Consider the following 17,682-nt stretch of genomic DNA (forward strand, 5'->3'; position numbering starts at 1 on the left):
ATGAACGTAGAATTATTTCCTTTTCAGAGAAAGTCGCTTCTCGATATACGCATGAAAACGGCGGAGGCTATGGGTAGTTTTCATAGAACGCATGCGCCGCAGGTTGTTTCATTCACTGCACCGACTGGGGCCGGAAAGACAATTATTATGTCGGCTTTGATCGAGAATTTTTTTTTCGGTGACGAGAATTATGCTGAACAGCAGGACGCTATTATCGTCTGGCTCTCTGATTCTCCGCAATTGAACGAACAATCCAAGCAGAAGATCGATTCCAAGGCAGATAAAATCAGGCTTTCACAGTGTGTTACAGTTTCCGAGGAGTCATTTGATAGAGAGGTATTTGAGAACGGACATATCTATTTTCTGAATACGCAGAAGTTGTCCGTTTCTTCCAAGCTTACGAAGAATGGAGATGGCCGTACTTATACCATCTGGCAGACACTTGCTAATACCATTCGAGAAAAGAGCGACCGTCTGTATTTTATCATTGATGAGGCGCATCGCGGCATGCAGGGGCGAGAAGCCGGCAAAGCAACTACTATCATGCAAAAGTTCATCAAGGGCAGCGATGATGACTGTATCCCTCCGATGCCGGTTGTCATTGGCATGTCCGCCACAACTCAGAGATTCAATGCGTTGGTCGAGGGCACATCCTCTACAATACACAAAGCTATCGTCACATCTGATGAAGTTCGTGCATCAGGATTGCTAAAAGACAGAATTGTCATCACTTATCCGGAGGAAGGTGCAGTTAATAATGATATGGCGATCTTACAGGCTGCAGCGGATGATTGGAAGGAAAAATGGGAGCATTGGACGCAGTATTGCTATGAGCAGCACTATGCCTATGTGAATCCGATCCTGATTGTCCAGGTATTAAACGGAACCGGAGATAAATTGACTGATACAAATCTGGAAGATTGCATAGCCAAAATTGAAGAGCGGTCGGGTTTCAAACTGGAAAACGGTCAAGTTGTACATACATTCGGCGGCACGACGGCGTCACTTTCAATAAATGGACTTGAAGTGCGCTACGAAGAGCCATCTCGTATAGCGGAGGACAGGAACATTCGCATTGTGTTCTTTAAAGAAAACCTTTCTACAGGCTGGGATTGTCCAAGAGCTGAGACCATGATGTCATTCAAGCACGCCAGTGATGCCACATATATTGCACAGCTCCTTGGAAGAATGGTCAGGACACCGATGCAGATGCATATTCAGGTTGATGATGTTCTGAATGATGTGCATCTCTATTTGCCGTATTTTAATGAAAATACAGTAAAAGATGTTGTAGAGGCATTACAGAGTACCGAGGGTGGGGATATACCTTCAGATATTTTTGGAGAGTCATTGTCTGGTAAGCAATTTGAGACATTGACCGTAAAGCCCAAGAAAAAGAAAATCGATATGCAGTATCCTAGGCAGATGACACTGGATGTGTTTATGAATCAAGGAACTGAGACTCACAGTTTTGGTGAGGCAAGTTCAGCGCTGCATGAAGAAATTTATGCGACGGGGCAAGAACAAACTTCTGATGGACTGTTACAACCCGAATCACAGCCGACAGCAATCCAACCAAAGCAGGAAGCTGAGAATGATCAGCATTCAAGTCAGAACATATCTCCTGCCGCGGTTGCCCAGGCATTAGGGAGAGCATCGGAAGACCAGGCTGCAACTACAAGTACGCAGGAAAACTCGCAGGAAGAACCAGCAGAGGATCAGTTTGACCGTGAGGCAGTCATGAAATTCATAAATGACGCAGGTCTGCTTTCTTATAACGTCAGGGCACTTAGAATCAACGATTATTTGAAATCACTGTTCAGAATGGCACATTTGCTCAGTATATCTAATTTGCACCGCGAAGCAATCAGAGAGGTGCAGGGCGAAATTGTTCAGATGATTCACGATTACATAGGAGCCCTGAGAGTTAAGGGCAAATATGATGAGCTCGTTCAACAGGTAAAGCAGTTCAAACTTGCCACACAGATTTTTGATGCTTTTGGCGAAACCGTGGACAACTATTCAGTGCATGATATGTTCACAACGACCGATACAGACCTTGAACGACAGTTCCAAGTTGCAGATGCAAAACTTGGACGTGAAGGTATCGGAATGGCCTATGGAAATAAGTATATGGACATGTCTGATCTATCAGCTTTTAAGGTAGATGTAATTCTGTTTGTTGCGGATCAAGATTGTATGGACAGACTCTACTCGTATGCAGAGAATCGCTTTCATAGCTTGAATGATGATTATCGGAGATATATTGCAACTATTGATTCAGAAAAAATTCGTCGAGAATATGACAGTATCGTTTCCGATGGCGATGTGATAAGCAAGCATAATTTCCGGCTTCCAGAGACCATCCAGGTTCCACATGAAGAAGGCGGCACAGCCTATAAGGATCACCTTTTTGTTAACGATAAAACAGGAACAGCTACGATGAAGTTAAATTCTTGGGAATCTGGTGTTATTGAGGAAGAAGAGAAAAGACCTGATTTTGTTTGTTGGATTCGCAATCCGTCCAGAGCATCATGGGCGCTTTGTATTCCATATGAAATCGATGGTGAGATTAAACCGACTTTCCCTGATTTTATTATTGTTAGAAAAGATCCAGTGTCAGAATATGTCATTGACATTCTTGAGCCGCATAATCCTGACTTTAAGGACAATCTTGGTAAGGCAAAGGGCTTCGCAGAGTACGCAAGGCAGAATCCGGGCGTTGGAAGTATTCAACTTATTCGTATGAGCAAGGATGCAGCTGGAAAAGACCGGTTCAGGAGACTGAATATGTACAAGTCTGCAATTCGGGATAAGGTATCACATGCGGTCAACACTGACGAGTTGGATCATATTTTTAATACCGACGGAGACTTCATGTAACCTCAATGTTTATTAACAATCTGGAGCAGATATTACGCAGGTTAATATAAAGACTATTTCTTGATGGATATGTACGATTCTTTAGTTATGACTTGCAATGCAAAGAAAAAGCTGTGAAATGAATCAGAACAGGAGGACATCAGCATGGACGACCGTGGAGAAATAATTATATACCAGACCGAAGATGGTCTGACGAAGATAGATGTCAGTATGCAGGACGAAACGGTATGGCTGTCGCTGGAGCAGATGGCTGATTTGTTTCAACGAGATAAGTCTACCATATCCAAGCATATTAAAAACATCTTTGAGGATGGAGAATTAGTCAGAAATTCAGTTGTTGCAAATTTTGCAACAACTGCTGCGGATGGAAAAACATATCAAGTGGATTATTATAATCTCGATGTTATTATCTCCGTTGGCTATCGTGTCAAATCCCAGCGTGGCGTGCAGTTCCGTATATGGGCAAGAGACATATTAAAGGAATACATCAAAAAAGGTTTTGCAATGGATGATGACCGTTTGAAAGAGCTGGGCGGTGGCGGATACTTTAAGGAGTTACTGGAAAGAATCCGTGACATCCGAGCTTCTGAAAAAGTGTTCTATCGTCAGGTGTTGGAAATCTATGCGACAAGCGTTGATTACAATCCCAATGCAGAAGTCTCTATACAATTTTCAAGCGAGTTCAGAACAAGATTCATTATGCTGTTTCCGGCGAGACTGCTGCGGAGGTTATCTATCATCGTGCTGACGCAGAAAAGGATTTTATGGGCTTGATGACTTTTTCAGGAGACCAGCCTACACTCCGTGAAGCGAAGATTGCAAAAAACTATCTGAATGAAAAAGAGCTTCGCGCGATGGGCCAGCTTGTTTCCGGATATCTTGATTTTGCCGAGAGACAGGCAGAGCGTGAGATTCCAATGACTATGGAGGACTGGGCCAAACATCTCGACGGCATTTTGACCTCCACAGGAGAAAAGCTGCTGATTGGAAATGGGACGGTCAGCCATGATCAGGCAATGGACAAGGCACAGACGGAGTATAAAAATACAAAGCGAAAACGATAAGCCGCGTGGAGCAGGATTACCTGGATAGCATAAAGCAGCTGGAACAGAAAGGTAAAAAATAACCTATCACGGCCACTGGGAAATCCAAGAACAAGGGTTGAGACGATGGCAATCCTGACTTGTTCCCACGGAGCGCAGTCTCGAGACGGTCGGAAAATCTTTCAGATTGCGTATAGTAAGTAGGAGCCGCCTCATAGACATTTTTCCGAGAACGGACAAGGCTATATTTTGACCACATTTCGGCTGATTTTACCCTTGGATAAATTTCCGCATACAGCCGGAACGTATTTGCAGCATCCAGACATCCATCCTGAGCAATCGAGCCATGTGGAGACGTGCGTACTGCTTTCCCACAAGAATCCAGATAGTCATATCAACATAAAAGTGGAGTTATTTTTTATGACAAGATTGTCATAATTACTATATCCACTTAGTTCCGGAATGCTTTTCTGAGTTGTCCGGAATGGATCTGAATGCTTATGAATCATTGATTCCGGAGGTGACACATGAAGCTAAAGGATGAGGCACTGATAAAAGCCATCCATGATTTTTTCCAGATATATCTGCCAAAGCAAAAGTGCTACAGCGGGAATACGGTAGCATCCTATAAATATGCCTTTAATTTATTTCTTGATTATATGAGTGAATCAAAGTCCATTTCTCTTTTTGAATTATCCATAAATGATGTCAATAAGGACAATATCAATGGTTTTCTGGAATGGCTGACAGTTAAGCGTCAAAACAGCTCCAGTACTTGCAATCAACGCTTAATGGCCTTGCGGTCTTTTGCCAAATATCTTGGATTGAACGATTTTTCCCTATCGTCTGTCTATGCGGGAGTATGCGCTGTTCCTGCGAAAAAGAAAAATTCAAAAATCGTAGAGTTCTTAAGCGAGCCAGCATTAATAGAGCTACTGAATCAACCCGATACCAGAAAATCAAAAGAACTGCGGAATCAGTTTTTTATGATTCTGATGTATGATACTGCGGCGCGCTGCCAGGAACTGCTTGATATAAGAATTAAAGATTTATCCATAAGCAGTGGAGCACCGTTTGTATATCTAACAGGAAGAGGAAACAAAATCAGAACCGTTCCTTTAATGGATACAACGGTCAGGCACTTACTGAATTATCTATCGATATTTCACCCAGAATACCAAAAGTATGGAGATAAATATCTGTTTTATGTGGTAACCCATGGGGTAAGCCATCGGATGTCAACCGACACCGTAGAAACTTTCATGAAGAAGTATGGAAAATCAGCCCTCCAAAACTGCCCTGACGTTCCCAAACAGGTGCACCCTCACCAACTCCGTCATTATGGAGAGTGTTTTAAAATGGGGAGTGATTGCTCGTAAGGATGATATTTCCGATGACCTTTGGATATCGTGCGCAAAACACTCACCATTTTATGTATAATTATCCTTGTAACAATTGATTCTCACAATACACTTAAGGAGGATGATTATGTTGGAAAACCAGGATATCCATAGTGCTATTTTAGCAATCATGGAAGGACTAACGCGTGAAGGAAAATCACCGAAAACACTCAAGACCTATGCAACCTCATTTAACTCTTTTGAGAATTATCTGAAAGACAACGGAATTAAATCCATTGATGAAAGTATGTGTCTGGAGTACATTTACCTGAAAACAGGTCAACGATTTAGTAGTTTTGGATGTGTCACTTCAGATTGCAGGGTGGATTACCGTATGCGGCCATTATCACTTTTACTGTATTACTTGGAAAATGGACATTTCTGCAATAAAGTCCGAAAAACAAAACCAAAGTTTATCTGCCCACCCTCTTTTGAATCGGAATACGAAGCGTTCTGCGAAGAACTGATTTATCGCGGATACAGAAAATCTACAATCGAATCAAACACCCAGAAAACTCAATTGCTGATTATGTATTTGAATGAGCAGGGGGTTACCTCATCTAACGATATTACAATCCTGCATGTTGAATGCTATCTGAAGACCCTAAAGAATTATGCCATCAAATATATTGGAACATTTTTGTATGTTTTTAGAAATTTCTTTTCTTTTTTGTATAACCGGGGCTATATCGACCAGGATATAGCGTCTATGCTGCCCAAAGTACGTACTCCCCGCAATGCATCTATCCCTTATGTCTGGTCAAAAGAAGACCTGCAAAAACTACTTGGTGCCATTGACCGAGAGGATCCTAAAGGGAAGCGGGACTACGCAATTCTTTTAATCGCAATCCGACTTGGTCTTCGTATTGGCGATATTAGGAGCCTTAAACTGTCTTCTATCGATTGGAACCGGAAAACAATAAGTTTAATCATGATCAAAACTGGGCAGCCAATCGAACTCCCGTTGCTTCCGGACGTAGGGTGGGCAATCATTGACTACCTCCAGAACGGTCGTCCTGCTACAAACAGTGAATGCCTGTTTGTCCGGCATAAGGCACCATTCAATGCTTTTGGCGACCGCAACGCATTTAGCAGAGAGCTGCATCGCTATATATTGAAAGCCGGCTTACATTTGCCCGGTAACCAACAACATGGGATGCACTCTTTAAGAAGCACTTTAGCGGGAAATATGCTTGACGTTAAAGCACCGCTGCCGATCATATCTGAAACTTTAGGGCATCAGTCTATCAATACAACCGGTCTTTACCTAAAGATAGATATTGAGGGACTGCGTAAATGTGCAATTGACCCGGAGGAGGTGTTTGCTATTGAAAACACCTTATAAGTGGAAAAGTAATCTTGCCGAGGTCATTCAAAACTATATTTCCCTGAAACAGCATACCGGTATGAAGTTTGAAACCCAAGAACGCTACCTACGGCACTTTGACTCCTTTTATTTCAATAATGGGTTTGATGGAGCAACGCTGACAAAGGAGCTAGTCAATGATTTTATCTATGATAAGAACGAGCGCCCGTGTTCACATCGGAACAAGGAACTGGTCATGAGAGATTTTGCGGTTTATCTTTCAGACAGGGGTTACCACACGTATATAGCCGAAGTGAGAACCGAGCTGCCACGTTGTAAATTCATTCCCTATATCTTAAGCGATGATGAGGTTCGGCGTTTTTTCACGACCATTGATGGTTATCCAAAGTCGTACCTACAGGCAAGGTTTTCGTACAGGACAACTGTAGATCCAGTCCTATTCAGATTTTTATATAGTACGGGTGTCAGGATATCTGAGGCACTGAACCTGGTTCTTGACGATATGGATATAGATTCCGGAATTGCTACCATTCGCGCTGCTAAAAATGGGAAGGATCGCTTGATTCCACTGTCTGACAGCATGACAAAACGCATTGCCACTTTTGTTGATGAATTTCATCGATTCAGTGATAGCAGGATGTTTCTTTTCCCCGGCTGCCACAATGGTGTCATGGGGCAGATGGACAAAAGCACTGCCTATACCCATTTTAGGGACTACCTGTTGATGGCCGACATCCCCCACACAGCAATAGGTCCCCGAATCCATAGCTTTCGTCACGGCTTTGCCGTCAAATGTCTTAAAGGCTGGGTTTTGTCCGACAATGACCTGACCGTCATGCTGCCATACCTTGCTGCATATATGGGACACTCGGATTTCCGCGCCACTCAGTATTATTTATCGCTTACATCAGATCTTTATCCGGAGATTGTTAAGCGTGTTGAAGCCGAGTTTGGTTATGTCATCCCAGAATGGGAGGCTGTATATGATGAAAGCTGATCTGCCTTATTACTTGACCACATTCCTCAGTAAATACCTGCCAGGTGAAAAAAATGCCAGCCTTCACACCATACAGTCGTATTCTTTCACATTTAAACTGTTGCTGATTTTTTTTGAGAGTGTGAAGTCGATTACGCCAGAGCTACTTGCCATGTCAGACTTGACCCGCGATGCTGTCACTGACTTTTTAGATTGGCTTGAGTCTACACGAGGTTGCAGCATCACAACCAGAAATCAACGGCTGGTGGCAATCCATTCGTTTGTACGTTTTGTCCAGAAACAATCGCTGGAGAATCTATATGAATTCCAGAGGATACTAAACATCCCAAATAAAAAGTGTGCAAAGACAGTAGTTCCTTTCCTTACCGGGAATGAGATGAAAATTTTGTTATCTATGCCAGACCCATCAAATAAAAATGGGCTAAGGGATCTGGTACTACTGGCACTCTTATACGATAGTGCTGCCCGGGTTCAGGAGATCATTGACCTAAAAGTAAAAGACTTGCGATTGAAAAAGCCCGCGGTCATTACATTACACGGGAAGGGGCAAAAAACACGGCACGTACCCATCACTGAAAAAACGAAAAGCTTGTTACAGTCTTACTTAAAATGTAGTTCTAATAATACGGGCATCAGCACAGGTGAAGAGTATGTGTTTGTAAATCAAAAAAAGCAACCGTTTTCACGTTGGGGAATATCCTACATCATAGGTAAATATGTTGATATGGCTAAACTACAAGAAGGGTTTGATGTGCGCTTCCCTGTTACAGCACATGTATTTCGGCACAGCAAGAGCGTCCATCTCCTACAATCAGGCGTTAATCTGGTCTATATCAGAGATCTGCTGGGGCATTGCGATTGCAGCACTACACAAATCTACGCCAAAGCCGACACGGAGACTCGAAGAAAAGCACTGGAGGCGGCATATATAGATATACTTCCAACAAATGAATTGCCGGACTGGTCAGATGATAAGAACTTAATGGATTTTTTAAATACATTAAGTCGTTGACGATAAAATGGTGAGTGTTTTGCGCACGATATCCAAAGGTTATCGGAAATATCATCCTTACGAGCAATCACTCACCATTTTAAAACACTCTCCATAATGGCGCAAATGGGGAGCTCCCCATTTGCGCCATACGAGATCCATTCACTTATATCGTGGTGGTATGCCGTTGGCGTTGCTTAGTGAATTCCTTGGTCATGCGTCTATAGAAACGACCAGAATCTATGCTTATGCTGATACAGAAATGAAACGGAAGGCCATTGAAAAAGCAACCTCTGTCACAACGGATAGTGATGAGCCGCCAATTTGGGATGACTCCGATGAGGAAACACTGCGTAAACTTGCCGGACTGCGATAAGCAATCTTAGTTATCCCGAATTTCTAGTACATACACTCACAGAAAGGAGCAGTATACAATGATTTATTATGAATCATCCCTAAAATTCGGGATAACTATTTTTTCGGCATTAGATGCACAGGCAAACCTCACAATGGCACTCGGATATAACAAGCCAGATGATATTCCTGTTACCCTCCCTACCATTATGCAGAAAATCATAGACGATATCGTGGATGTTTACGCCACCGGGCAGCATCAGGAAGTCATGGAGGAACTGGACAAGCTGTATAAAAGGTATCCGAAGGTAAAAGATGTCGTTGATATTGACAAACCGCATGGGCTGTCAGAGGAAAAATGTGTTGCATTGATTTGCATCTACAGTTTGCACAATAAACTGACTGCTATTGAAATGCAGGATGTCTATTTCAAAGGCTGTAGGGATTGTGTGGGGTATCTTAAAAGGATAAATATGCTTTAAAGAGTAGCGGCATTGGCGAGGAGCTGATGCCGTTTTTACATAGCCGAAATTGGTAGAAAAGTTCATAGATATGAGGTATAATATATAAAAAATGTTAGTAAATGAGGTAGATGAAACATGTTTGATGAAAGCAAGAAGAATGCTAATAGTTATGGTGAATTAGCTGTAGAACTATTGTCTGAAATATCAAAAATATATTGGAGCAAGATGTTTCATTATATAAAAGATAACAATATTGATATCAATAATGTCAATTGTTTTATTATTGACCCCGAAAGCATAATTCTCTATTTTAGCAAAGAGTATCTCGCTATTGAGTATTGCGGAAATCCATTTAGCAAGGTGATCCAACCAAAGTCGCAAAAAGTCATTACATTAAATGATTGGACAAAAGAAAATATTACCACTCAACAATTTATGGAAAAGATTATTGGGTTTCAATTTGATGGGAGCAGTGGTGTCGTTTATCCCCTAATAAGTGACTTGTATGAGGATTTAGTATTACCAACTAATGCAGGGATGGAAAAACTTATTGATTTGAAATGGAATTTTGCAGCACAAAACCATTCCATAGGATTCAATGCAGATGGAATTGATATTGTAGGAAATCAGTTTGTACGATTGATTAATTGTACTTTCTTTGATTGTAAGAACAATGACTTGAAAACAAGAACTATTAAATGGATGGATTTTTTGCCATTGAAATATGACGACACGTTAGAGGGCGAATACGATGAGTTGAAATTCAATTTTTCAGAATATAGTAGTAACTGGCTTAGGGATATGTTTTATCAATATCCTGAACCTGTTGACTACAAGTATGATAAATTGCCTAAAATGAATCACTTTATTGAATTATTTGGTGATTCTACGAATTCTGAGACTGATATTACCTCCTTTTTGGAGCAAGACGAGAATAAATTTATTATGACAATGGCTTTTCAAGGAATCCGTTCAGTTGGACAAGTAGAGTGCAAATGGCAGAGTGAAAACAGACCCAATATTAAGCCGGACTTCTTCGTACTTAAAGCTAATGGGTATGCGGATATAGTTGAATTTAAGTTGCCGAATATAAAACACGGTGCAATTGTTGGTAGAAATAATAGAGAAAATTTCAGCTCAGAAATCAACTCATATATTGCCCAAACGAGAGTATATCAGCAATATTTCGATGACCCTAACAACCAAATGTGGTGTGAAAAAGAGCATGATATCAAGGCTTACAAACCAAGGAGATATTTAGTGGTCGGACGAAGGAGCGATTTTGAAGCTGAAGTATGGATGGAAATCAAAGCACAATATCAAGATTTGGAAATTATCACTTATGACGATTTAGTTGATACTGTGGTAGCACAGTTTTATCAATGATTTGATAAATGGAAGTAAAAGGACAGGAGGGATATTGTGGTTGACAACAAATTTATTCAGTGCAATGCTTGCGGAACGAAGATAAATCTTCGCATTCAGGTGGGTGCATATGATATTCCTTTCCATATTCAGTGTCCCACTTGTCAGTCAACAATGCACGGTAAAGTTTATATTGAGGAATACAATATTAATGTAGAGAATGCAGATGTTACTAACTGTGACGATAAAGAGTTTTATTCAGTTGAACTTTCAGCGGAGTTTCCTACCAGAAAAAGCAATATACAAAAAGCTCGGCGAGGTTGAACTTTCACCGTACATGAGGAACTCTACACTTTATAATGATGGAGAAGCGGCAATAAAAGCGACCCAACAGGCTATGTGTTTTGCTGATTTTATGAAGCATGACTTGAGTAAAACGAAGCAAAACTTTGAACTGTTTTGGAATGCTCAAGATGCGATTTTATTCCCAAAATTGGAGAACTTAGTTTCTAAATACTCTTATATCCCGATTACGAAAATCAATAACAGACTCGATGCATCAATGGCATTGCATCAACTCCTATTAACGACAACAGGTATTTCAAATGTTATCGGGGCAGGCAGCTTACAAGAATATTCGAGAATTGGTAAAACTGTAATTGGAACAGCAGCTAATTTTGATAAAATATTTGAATTTATAGAAAATAACCAGATTGATTTTTGCAAAATTGAGCGAAATGCATTTAAGTTAATTGATTTATTTGCGAAGATATATGAACAATTAGTTCCCGTAGTTGCCCTCAGAAATGGAAACTGTGTTGAGAACGTTGATAAAGAGCAGCATGGTATTATGACGGCAAATTTCAATGAGTTATCCGATTTTTACGCTAAAAGCTTTGAATGGATACTTGAAAATGTTGCAATAATTATTGGGTTAAATAACATATATCTACGAAGCGATTGGAAGCAGTGTGTTAATGGAAAGACCTATGCTGATTTTCTTAAAGAAACAAAAGGAAATAGATTACAGAATGGATACATAGGCGAAAAAGAACCATTTAGCAAGTCCGTTAATAGTTTGAATAATAAAATAAGAAACGCCATACAACATTTTGATAGTGACATTGATTACAAGACACAATTACTTACGTTCAAAGACAGAAACAAGTCTGTTAATTTGTATTTACTTGAATTTGCTGATTTGTGTATAGAAAACTTTTGCATCATCTTTTATATATTAGAGCTGATATATAATCTACAAAAATCGACTCTAACACAGGAAGGCAATGTCCCCATTTTTCTGATAAATAATTTAGAAGTTCAAAGAACATCAAATCGAAAAAACAGGGAGAAAGGAACATTGAACCTGTGGTAGTGGAAAGAAATGTAAACGCTGTTGTGGACAACAATATTTAAGGAGAAAGATGAAAAAAATATTCAGTTACAATGCAGACATCAATAAGAATGCCTATATGAATTGGAGAACTAATAATCACGAACCAATTCATAATATGAACGTAATCGCTGAGGGGTATTTTGAAAGTGCGATATTATTAGCAGAGTGTTGCCTAAAAGATAACTCTGACAAAAAGGCTGATGGTATTATATTTCCTATGCTATTCTCAATAAATCACGGTATTGAGTTATATGAGAAATCAATTTGCTGGAGCTTAAATATTTTACTTGGTAATAACTCTTCTTTCAAAGAGAACCACGATATACGAGGAATTTGGCTTACTACAAAGCAAAAGATTAAAAAATTCGGTTTTGGAATAGGGCATGAAGAATCTGAATTTAACAATATGATAATGAATTTAGAATCATATCTTGATGAGCTTTCAAAAACAATTATGGGAGATGACATAAACAAAGCCTATTATAATATCGATTTTAGTCGGTATCCTATGAACAATCACAAGGAATACCATTTTTACTTGAAAACATATGAAAATGTCGTTGTGGATTTAGAGAACTTTGTTCTTGTTTTCAAAGATATTAAGGACTGTTTGTCATGTCTATCAGGTTACTATTATGGCTTAGTATTCGAGAGTTGGCAAACCAACGATTAGATTTTAATAAGCATAACTCGTCCTTTTTATATTTGAACAATTCCTACATAGCCGAGTGGTTTCACCCCGAAACCCACTCGGCTTTGCGATGGTAAGCACTCTGCCGGAAAGCGGGGTGCTTAATTTTCTGAAATTCATTGAAAAAGTCATGGAAGTACGGTACAATAAATTATCTGATTTGTGTAATTCGTTGAAAGCAGTGCGGACAAGGAGATTTTTATGTTGAAAAATAATATAGAATTAGATGTTAAGGTGAAATGTATAGAGAGTGGTATTACTCAGGCACAGCTTGCGGAGAAGATTAAAACTACAAGTCCATATGTCAATCGCATCATCAAAAAGCAAGACGGTGTTGTGAATAAGACTTTTGTACAGATGCTGGAGGCTCTTGGGTATGACATTGAACTAACCTATGTGAAGAGAAATGATTAAGGCGGTGTGCTATGATTATTTATGCTACAAAACGGACATTTGAACGATATAAATTAAAACTTCCGGCAGAATTAACCCCTCCAATTAATAGGATTACTCAAGCAGTGATTGAAAAAGAAAGTGGCGATAAACTTCTGGAATGGGGTGCAAAGCTATTTTATTTCGATAGAAGGAAGTGCATTCAAGTTGTAAATTTTGCCAGTAAGTTCACGCTGTTTCTGATAGATATTAAAGTGGCCGACTTAGAAAATGTTGGCGACATGATGGCTCACTATTTGCTCGAACTATATAAAAATGACAGGGAAATGACAAAAGCGCTTAAAAAGATGTTTGAAGGGAATTTTGTGACCTGCTTTGCGAAACTTACAGATAAGAGTGCAATTGCCACCCTTAATACGACACAGAGCAGGTTTGCTGATGATGGGTATCGTTTTTATGAGTTTATTCGTGGCGGCATATTACATTCGATGGAGATTAACCATGATGTGAATTTCAAGTGGTTATTTACGATGAAGACAGATGGAAAAACAGAGTATTTTTATGGGGGAGAAAAATTCAGAAAGATTGTACTTGATAGATACGGAAAATCTTGACCAGTAAAACCGAAGGGAGAACACTGCAGTGGATAATTATGGAGAAATGTTGATTTATCAGACCGAAGATGGTTTGACTAAAATAGATGTCAATATGCAGGATGAAACGGTGTGGCTTACACAAGAGCAGATGGCAGAACTGTTTCAAAGAGACAAATCTACTATCTCGCGCCACATTAGAAACATATTTACTGAGGGAGAGTTAGATGAAAAAGTGGTTGTTGCAGAATTTGCAACAACCAGTCAGCACGGTGCTATGGAAGGCAAAAAGCAAAGCAATATTACAAGATTCTACAATCTTGATGTTGTTATCTCTGTCGGATATCGTGTAAAATCACAGCGTGGCGTGCAGTTTCGGATATGGGCAGCCAACACTGCGGGAAGCGAAAATCGCAAAGAATTATCTGGATGAAAAAGAGCTAAGGGCTATGGGGCAGCTTGTTTCAGGATATCTTGATTTTGCGGAAAGACAGGCGGAACGGGAAATTCCTATGACAATGGAAGATTGGGCAAAGCATCTTGACGGGATTTTGACTTCAACAGGTGAAAATCTTCTCATTGGAAATGGAATGATCAGTCATTTGCAAGCTATGGAAAAGGCGCAGACGGAGTATAAAAAATATAAAGCAAAGATCCTTAGCAGTGTGGAAAAGGACTATTTGGAAAGCATAAAGCTGCTGGAACAAAAGGGAAAACAGCAAAAATAAGTTATTTGAAAAATTTGAATAAATGCTTATCTGAACTGTTCGGAAATTCCGAATAGTTCAAGGTTAATTAGGAGGGGTGATATTTTGCAGGAAAGAGGATTTACTGAAAAAGACTGGAAGCTTTTTAGAAATAAGATAGCGGATTGGCAGGAAGCCTATATGGACAGGCTCAATAAGGAATATATACACTTGCTAAGCGAAGATGGGAATCCATCCGATAAATTTTGGAGCCTGGAGGAGAGAATAAAGGAAGATAGAAAGAAAGCAGGTGTTAGAGTAGAAATGAGCCGGTCGAACCTGATTTATAATATTATTTCGCTTTTGAATGAAGGCGCAATTAGTTATGAGGATCTCGAAGAATTTAGTGATCAGTTGAAGGAAACAGTGAGATTTTTTGTTGAAAGATAATTTGAGACACATGAAATTCAGGCAGAAATAGTCAAGTCGGAATTGTAAAGAGAGGGAATGCGATATGTGTATGGAATGTTATGTTGATGAAAATAGAATAACTCCATTATTAAATCCGATTGATTGTTTGGAAAATCACACACAGTACATATGCGGAACTTGTGGGCGGTGTATTTGTATAGAGCATGACACTAAGCGTGGATTACAGCGGTGGAATTTCCCTTTTAAGTCGTTGGAAATTGCAAAATTATATTTGCGTACCGCTGATTACAGTATGAAAAAGCCGTGTGGTATCTATGAGATAAAAAGTGAAAATGGCAGACTTTCATACAAAATTTTTGCAGGCAGTGAGGACTTGCAGTTATATCTAAAAAAGAATAAAGGAAAAACGTGTGAAAGTATGGCGCCTGTTTTCACTGTCGAAGAATACAGAGAATATGAAAATACGCAGATACGAAAACTGACTTCTGATGAAATACAAAAATATATGTCAGAACGATAAAATTCCGTTTGGTTTGGGAGTTTGAAAGCGGAAGGGGTAATAATCTATGAAAATGCCAACAGAAAATATTAATACTATCATGTTCGCCCCTTGCGGAATGAATTGTAAGGTGTGTTATAAGCATTGTTATCATAAAAAGCCATGTGCCGGCTGTCTGAACAGCGATAAAGAAAAGCCGGCACATTGCCGCAAATGCAAGATAAAAGACTGCATCAAAGACAAAGGATTGTCCTATTGCTTCGAGTGTTTTGACTATCCATGTAAACTGATAAAGAATCTTGAAAAAAGCTATAACAAGAGATACCAAGCAAGCCTTATGGGAAATAGTGAGTTTGTCCGGAAACATGGGTTAGAAGCGTTTATGGAAAAGCAGAAAGAAAAATATACTTGTTTAAAATGTGGCGGTATTATTTCCATTCACGACAGGGAATGCAGTGAGTGTCAGGAAAAGATGAATGATGAAACATCCAGTTTATAGAATTTGAAAAATTTAAGGAGGTTAACCTGTGGACAATAATGTGCATTTTGGTGATGGAGTGCTTGATGAAGCTAAAGTTGACATCAACAGCAGGGCAAAGGGATTAGTAAAAATAGTTATAGATGCTGTTTTTGATTATCTCGAAGGTAAAGTAAAAGACTTTCCAGAAACAATTGAACGACTACGCAATAGTCCAGAGACAGAGCAGAGAATAGTTGCGTTATGGTCTGAACATCTCTTTGAGGAAGGTCTCGTTGCAAAAGGCTATAATGGCTTGTCGGATAATCTTTTGATTTCAAATTTTCATCAGGAGGGATATTTAGATGGACTATATGTAGGATATGTCCTTGCAATGATGGCTCTGGCAGATAACGATGCCCCCAAGGATATAATTCTTGCCGCAAGAGATTATATTCGCCCTCCCACAAAAAAGCAGACACACATATTAACATAAATGTAGAGTTTGGGGATGAAGAAGGACAGCTTCCTATTGATAGTATAGCGAGGAAAGTTGAAAATTTAAATCTTACAAAAAAGTAATATAATGGAAATGGTTTGTTGAAATGTGTATAATAAATGAAAAGTGTGTGGGACATAAATATGGCAGCAAGATTATGCTAATGCTTAAGAGTATTTAAAGTTTTTTATATATTTAAAGTTTTTATATATTGAAAAGGTTATAGATCAGTCTGATTATGTTGCAGATTGATTTATAAAGGTATAAATGTAATTCATGTTTAGGAGGTATTTGTCATGTATTCTTTACCTAAGGCATAAAGAATACGTTGTAAATGTTAATTCTCGCACCACTGGTGCTAGTTATGGAGGAACAATTTGGACGAGATAATTGGATATCAGCCATTAGTGGATGAAATCAAAGAGTTAATCAATAAAAAGAAGTACCAGGTTCTGAAATTAATGAACGCAGAAACGATAAACTTATACTGGGAAATAGGTGAAGAAATTTACAGACAGCAACAAGAGAAAGGCTGGGGAAAATCTATTGTACAGATTCTTTCAAAGGAGCTACAGAAAGAATTCCCAGGAGCAAAGGGATATTCGGCTGCAAATCTTTGGAGAATGCGAAATTTTTATCTTAGTTATTACGAATCTGAAAAACTCGCACCACTGGTGCGAGAAATTAGCTGGAGCAATAATATTATTATGGAAAAGTGCAAAGATGATTTGCAAAGAGAATTCTACATACAGATGGTAAAAAGATATGGATGGACGAAGCGTATTCTGAGTAATTTTATAGAAAATCAGACCTATGAAAAATGTTTATTGAACCAGACTAATTTTGGGTTCCTTTGTTTGTGGCGAATTCGTTGCTTTCTCTTGCCTTGCTTTATTCCATAATGCATTGGCAACCGTCCGCATGGAGAATGAGTATCCGTCAATGGCTTCTTTCTTATTGTCATGTAGTATGTCATCCGCAAATCCCAATTCTATCGCTTTCTTTGCATTCATCCAGGTTTCTGCATCCAAAAAAAGGAGAGGCGACCGGAAAGACTGTCTTTTGGTTTATCTCTGGAATGAAATAGCCCTGATAAAAATCCCATAAATAATCCTTTTGTAAACGGCAAGTACTTTCCAGCAAAAAGTGGAAATTATTTTCCAGCGTTTTTTGGCAAATAAAATCCAGCACTTTTGCTTATAGCACTCCGTG

General features: G+C 39.3%; 17 protein-coding genes and 2 pseudogenes. All 19 read left to right on the forward strand.

Annotated features, from left to right (window positions below; all coding sequences use genetic code 11):
• The 19 genes and pseudogenes from EDD59_RS06220 to EDD59_RS06315 all read left to right on the forward strand — a co-directional run bounded on the left by EDD59_RS06220 (position 1) and on the right by EDD59_RS06315 (position 17,372).
• Positions 1–2,883, forward strand: a complete 2,883-nt coding sequence (locus EDD59_RS06220) for a DEAD/DEAH box helicase (protein WP_132380006.1) — start codon at positions 1–3, stop codon at positions 2,881–2,883.
• 144 nt (positions 2,884–3,027) lie between these two features.
• Positions 3,028–4,009, forward strand: a pseudogene (locus EDD59_RS06225) (virulence RhuM family protein).
• 444 nt (positions 4,010–4,453) lie between these two features.
• A complete protein-coding gene (locus EDD59_RS06235) occupies positions 4,454–5,305 on the forward strand; it encodes a tyrosine-type recombinase/integrase (protein ID WP_132380008.1) in 852 nt (283 codons plus the stop codon).
• A gap of 109 nt (positions 5,306–5,414) precedes the next feature.
• Positions 5,415–6,671: a tyrosine-type recombinase/integrase gene (locus EDD59_RS06240; RefSeq protein ID WP_165920880.1), complete on the forward strand. Its 1,257-nt coding sequence runs from the start codon at positions 5,415–5,417 to the stop codon at positions 6,669–6,671.
• Positions 6,655–7,650 (forward strand): tyrosine-type recombinase/integrase, encoded by a 996-nt coding sequence (locus EDD59_RS06245; protein WP_132380012.1) that lies wholly within the window; start codon positions 6,655–6,657, stop codon positions 7,648–7,650. Before EDD59_RS06240 ends, EDD59_RS06245 begins: the two co-directional genes overlap by 17 nt.
• A complete protein-coding gene (locus EDD59_RS06250; protein ID WP_132380014.1) occupies positions 7,637–8,662 on the forward strand; it encodes a tyrosine-type recombinase/integrase in 1,026 nt (341 codons plus the stop codon). Before EDD59_RS06245 ends, EDD59_RS06250 begins: the two co-directional genes overlap by 14 nt.
• A gap of 121 nt (positions 8,663–8,783) precedes the next feature.
• A complete protein-coding gene (locus EDD59_RS06255; RefSeq protein ID WP_243117356.1) occupies positions 8,784–9,017 on the forward strand; it encodes a tyrosine-type recombinase/integrase in 234 nt (77 codons plus the stop codon).
• Between the two features lie 58 nt (positions 9,018–9,075).
• Positions 9,076–9,477, forward strand: coding sequence for a DUF6664 family protein (locus EDD59_RS18645; protein ID WP_330571933.1), 402 nt, complete (start codon positions 9,076–9,078; stop codon positions 9,475–9,477).
• A 117-nt stretch (positions 9,478–9,594) separates the two neighbouring features.
• Positions 9,595–10,845 (forward strand): Shedu anti-phage system protein SduA domain-containing protein, encoded by a 1,251-nt coding sequence (locus EDD59_RS06265; protein WP_132380016.1) that lies wholly within the window; start codon positions 9,595–9,597, stop codon positions 10,843–10,845.
• A 199-nt stretch (positions 10,846–11,044) separates the two neighbouring features.
• Positions 11,045–12,199 (forward strand): zinc chelation protein SecC, encoded by a 1,155-nt coding sequence (locus EDD59_RS06270; protein WP_132380018.1) that lies wholly within the window; start codon positions 11,045–11,047, stop codon positions 12,197–12,199.
• 49 nt (positions 12,200–12,248) lie between these two features.
• Positions 12,249–12,893 (forward strand): hypothetical protein, encoded by a 645-nt coding sequence (locus tag EDD59_RS06275; RefSeq protein WP_132380020.1) that lies wholly within the window; start codon positions 12,249–12,251, stop codon positions 12,891–12,893.
• A gap of 219 nt (positions 12,894–13,112) precedes the next feature.
• Complete coding sequence (locus tag EDD59_RS06280) at positions 13,113–13,325, forward strand: helix-turn-helix domain-containing protein (RefSeq protein ID WP_132380022.1); 213 nt, start codon at positions 13,113–13,115, stop codon at positions 13,323–13,325.
• 11 nt (positions 13,326–13,336) lie between these two features.
• Positions 13,337–13,918, forward strand: coding sequence for a DUF6933 domain-containing protein (locus tag EDD59_RS06285; protein WP_132380024.1), 582 nt, complete (start codon positions 13,337–13,339; stop codon positions 13,916–13,918).
• A gap of 46 nt (positions 13,919–13,964) precedes the next feature.
• Positions 13,965–14,625 (forward strand): annotated as a pseudogene (rhuM, locus tag EDD59_RS18560) (RhuM family protein).
• Between the two features lie 84 nt (positions 14,626–14,709).
• Positions 14,710–15,033: a multidrug transporter gene (locus EDD59_RS06295; protein ID WP_132380026.1), complete on the forward strand. Its 324-nt coding sequence runs from the start codon at positions 14,710–14,712 to the stop codon at positions 15,031–15,033.
• A gap of 64 nt (positions 15,034–15,097) precedes the next feature.
• A complete protein-coding gene (locus tag EDD59_RS18565) occupies positions 15,098–15,535 on the forward strand; it encodes a hypothetical protein (RefSeq protein ID WP_132380028.1) in 438 nt (145 codons plus the stop codon).
• Positions 15,536–15,581: 46 nt separating this feature from the next.
• Positions 15,582–16,013: a DUF3795 domain-containing protein gene (locus EDD59_RS06305; RefSeq protein ID WP_132380030.1), complete on the forward strand. Its 432-nt coding sequence runs from the start codon at positions 15,582–15,584 to the stop codon at positions 16,011–16,013.
• 28 nt (positions 16,014–16,041) lie between these two features.
• The gene (locus EDD59_RS06310) at positions 16,042–16,467 is read left to right on the forward strand and encodes a hypothetical protein (RefSeq protein WP_132380032.1); all 426 of its coding nucleotides are present in this window, start codon (positions 16,042–16,044) and stop codon (positions 16,465–16,467) included.
• A 380-nt stretch (positions 16,468–16,847) separates the two neighbouring features.
• Positions 16,848–17,372 carry a DUF1016 N-terminal domain-containing protein gene (locus EDD59_RS06315; RefSeq protein ID WP_132380033.1) on the forward strand — a complete coding sequence of 175 codons (525 nt, stop codon included), beginning with the start codon at positions 16,848–16,850 and terminating at the stop codon, positions 17,370–17,372.
• The last annotated feature ends 310 nt before the right edge of the window (positions 17,373–17,682 follow it).

Source organism: Muricomes intestini (assembly GCF_004346165.1).
Classification (GTDB): Bacteria; Bacillota; Clostridia; order Lachnospirales; family Lachnospiraceae; genus Muricomes; species Muricomes intestini.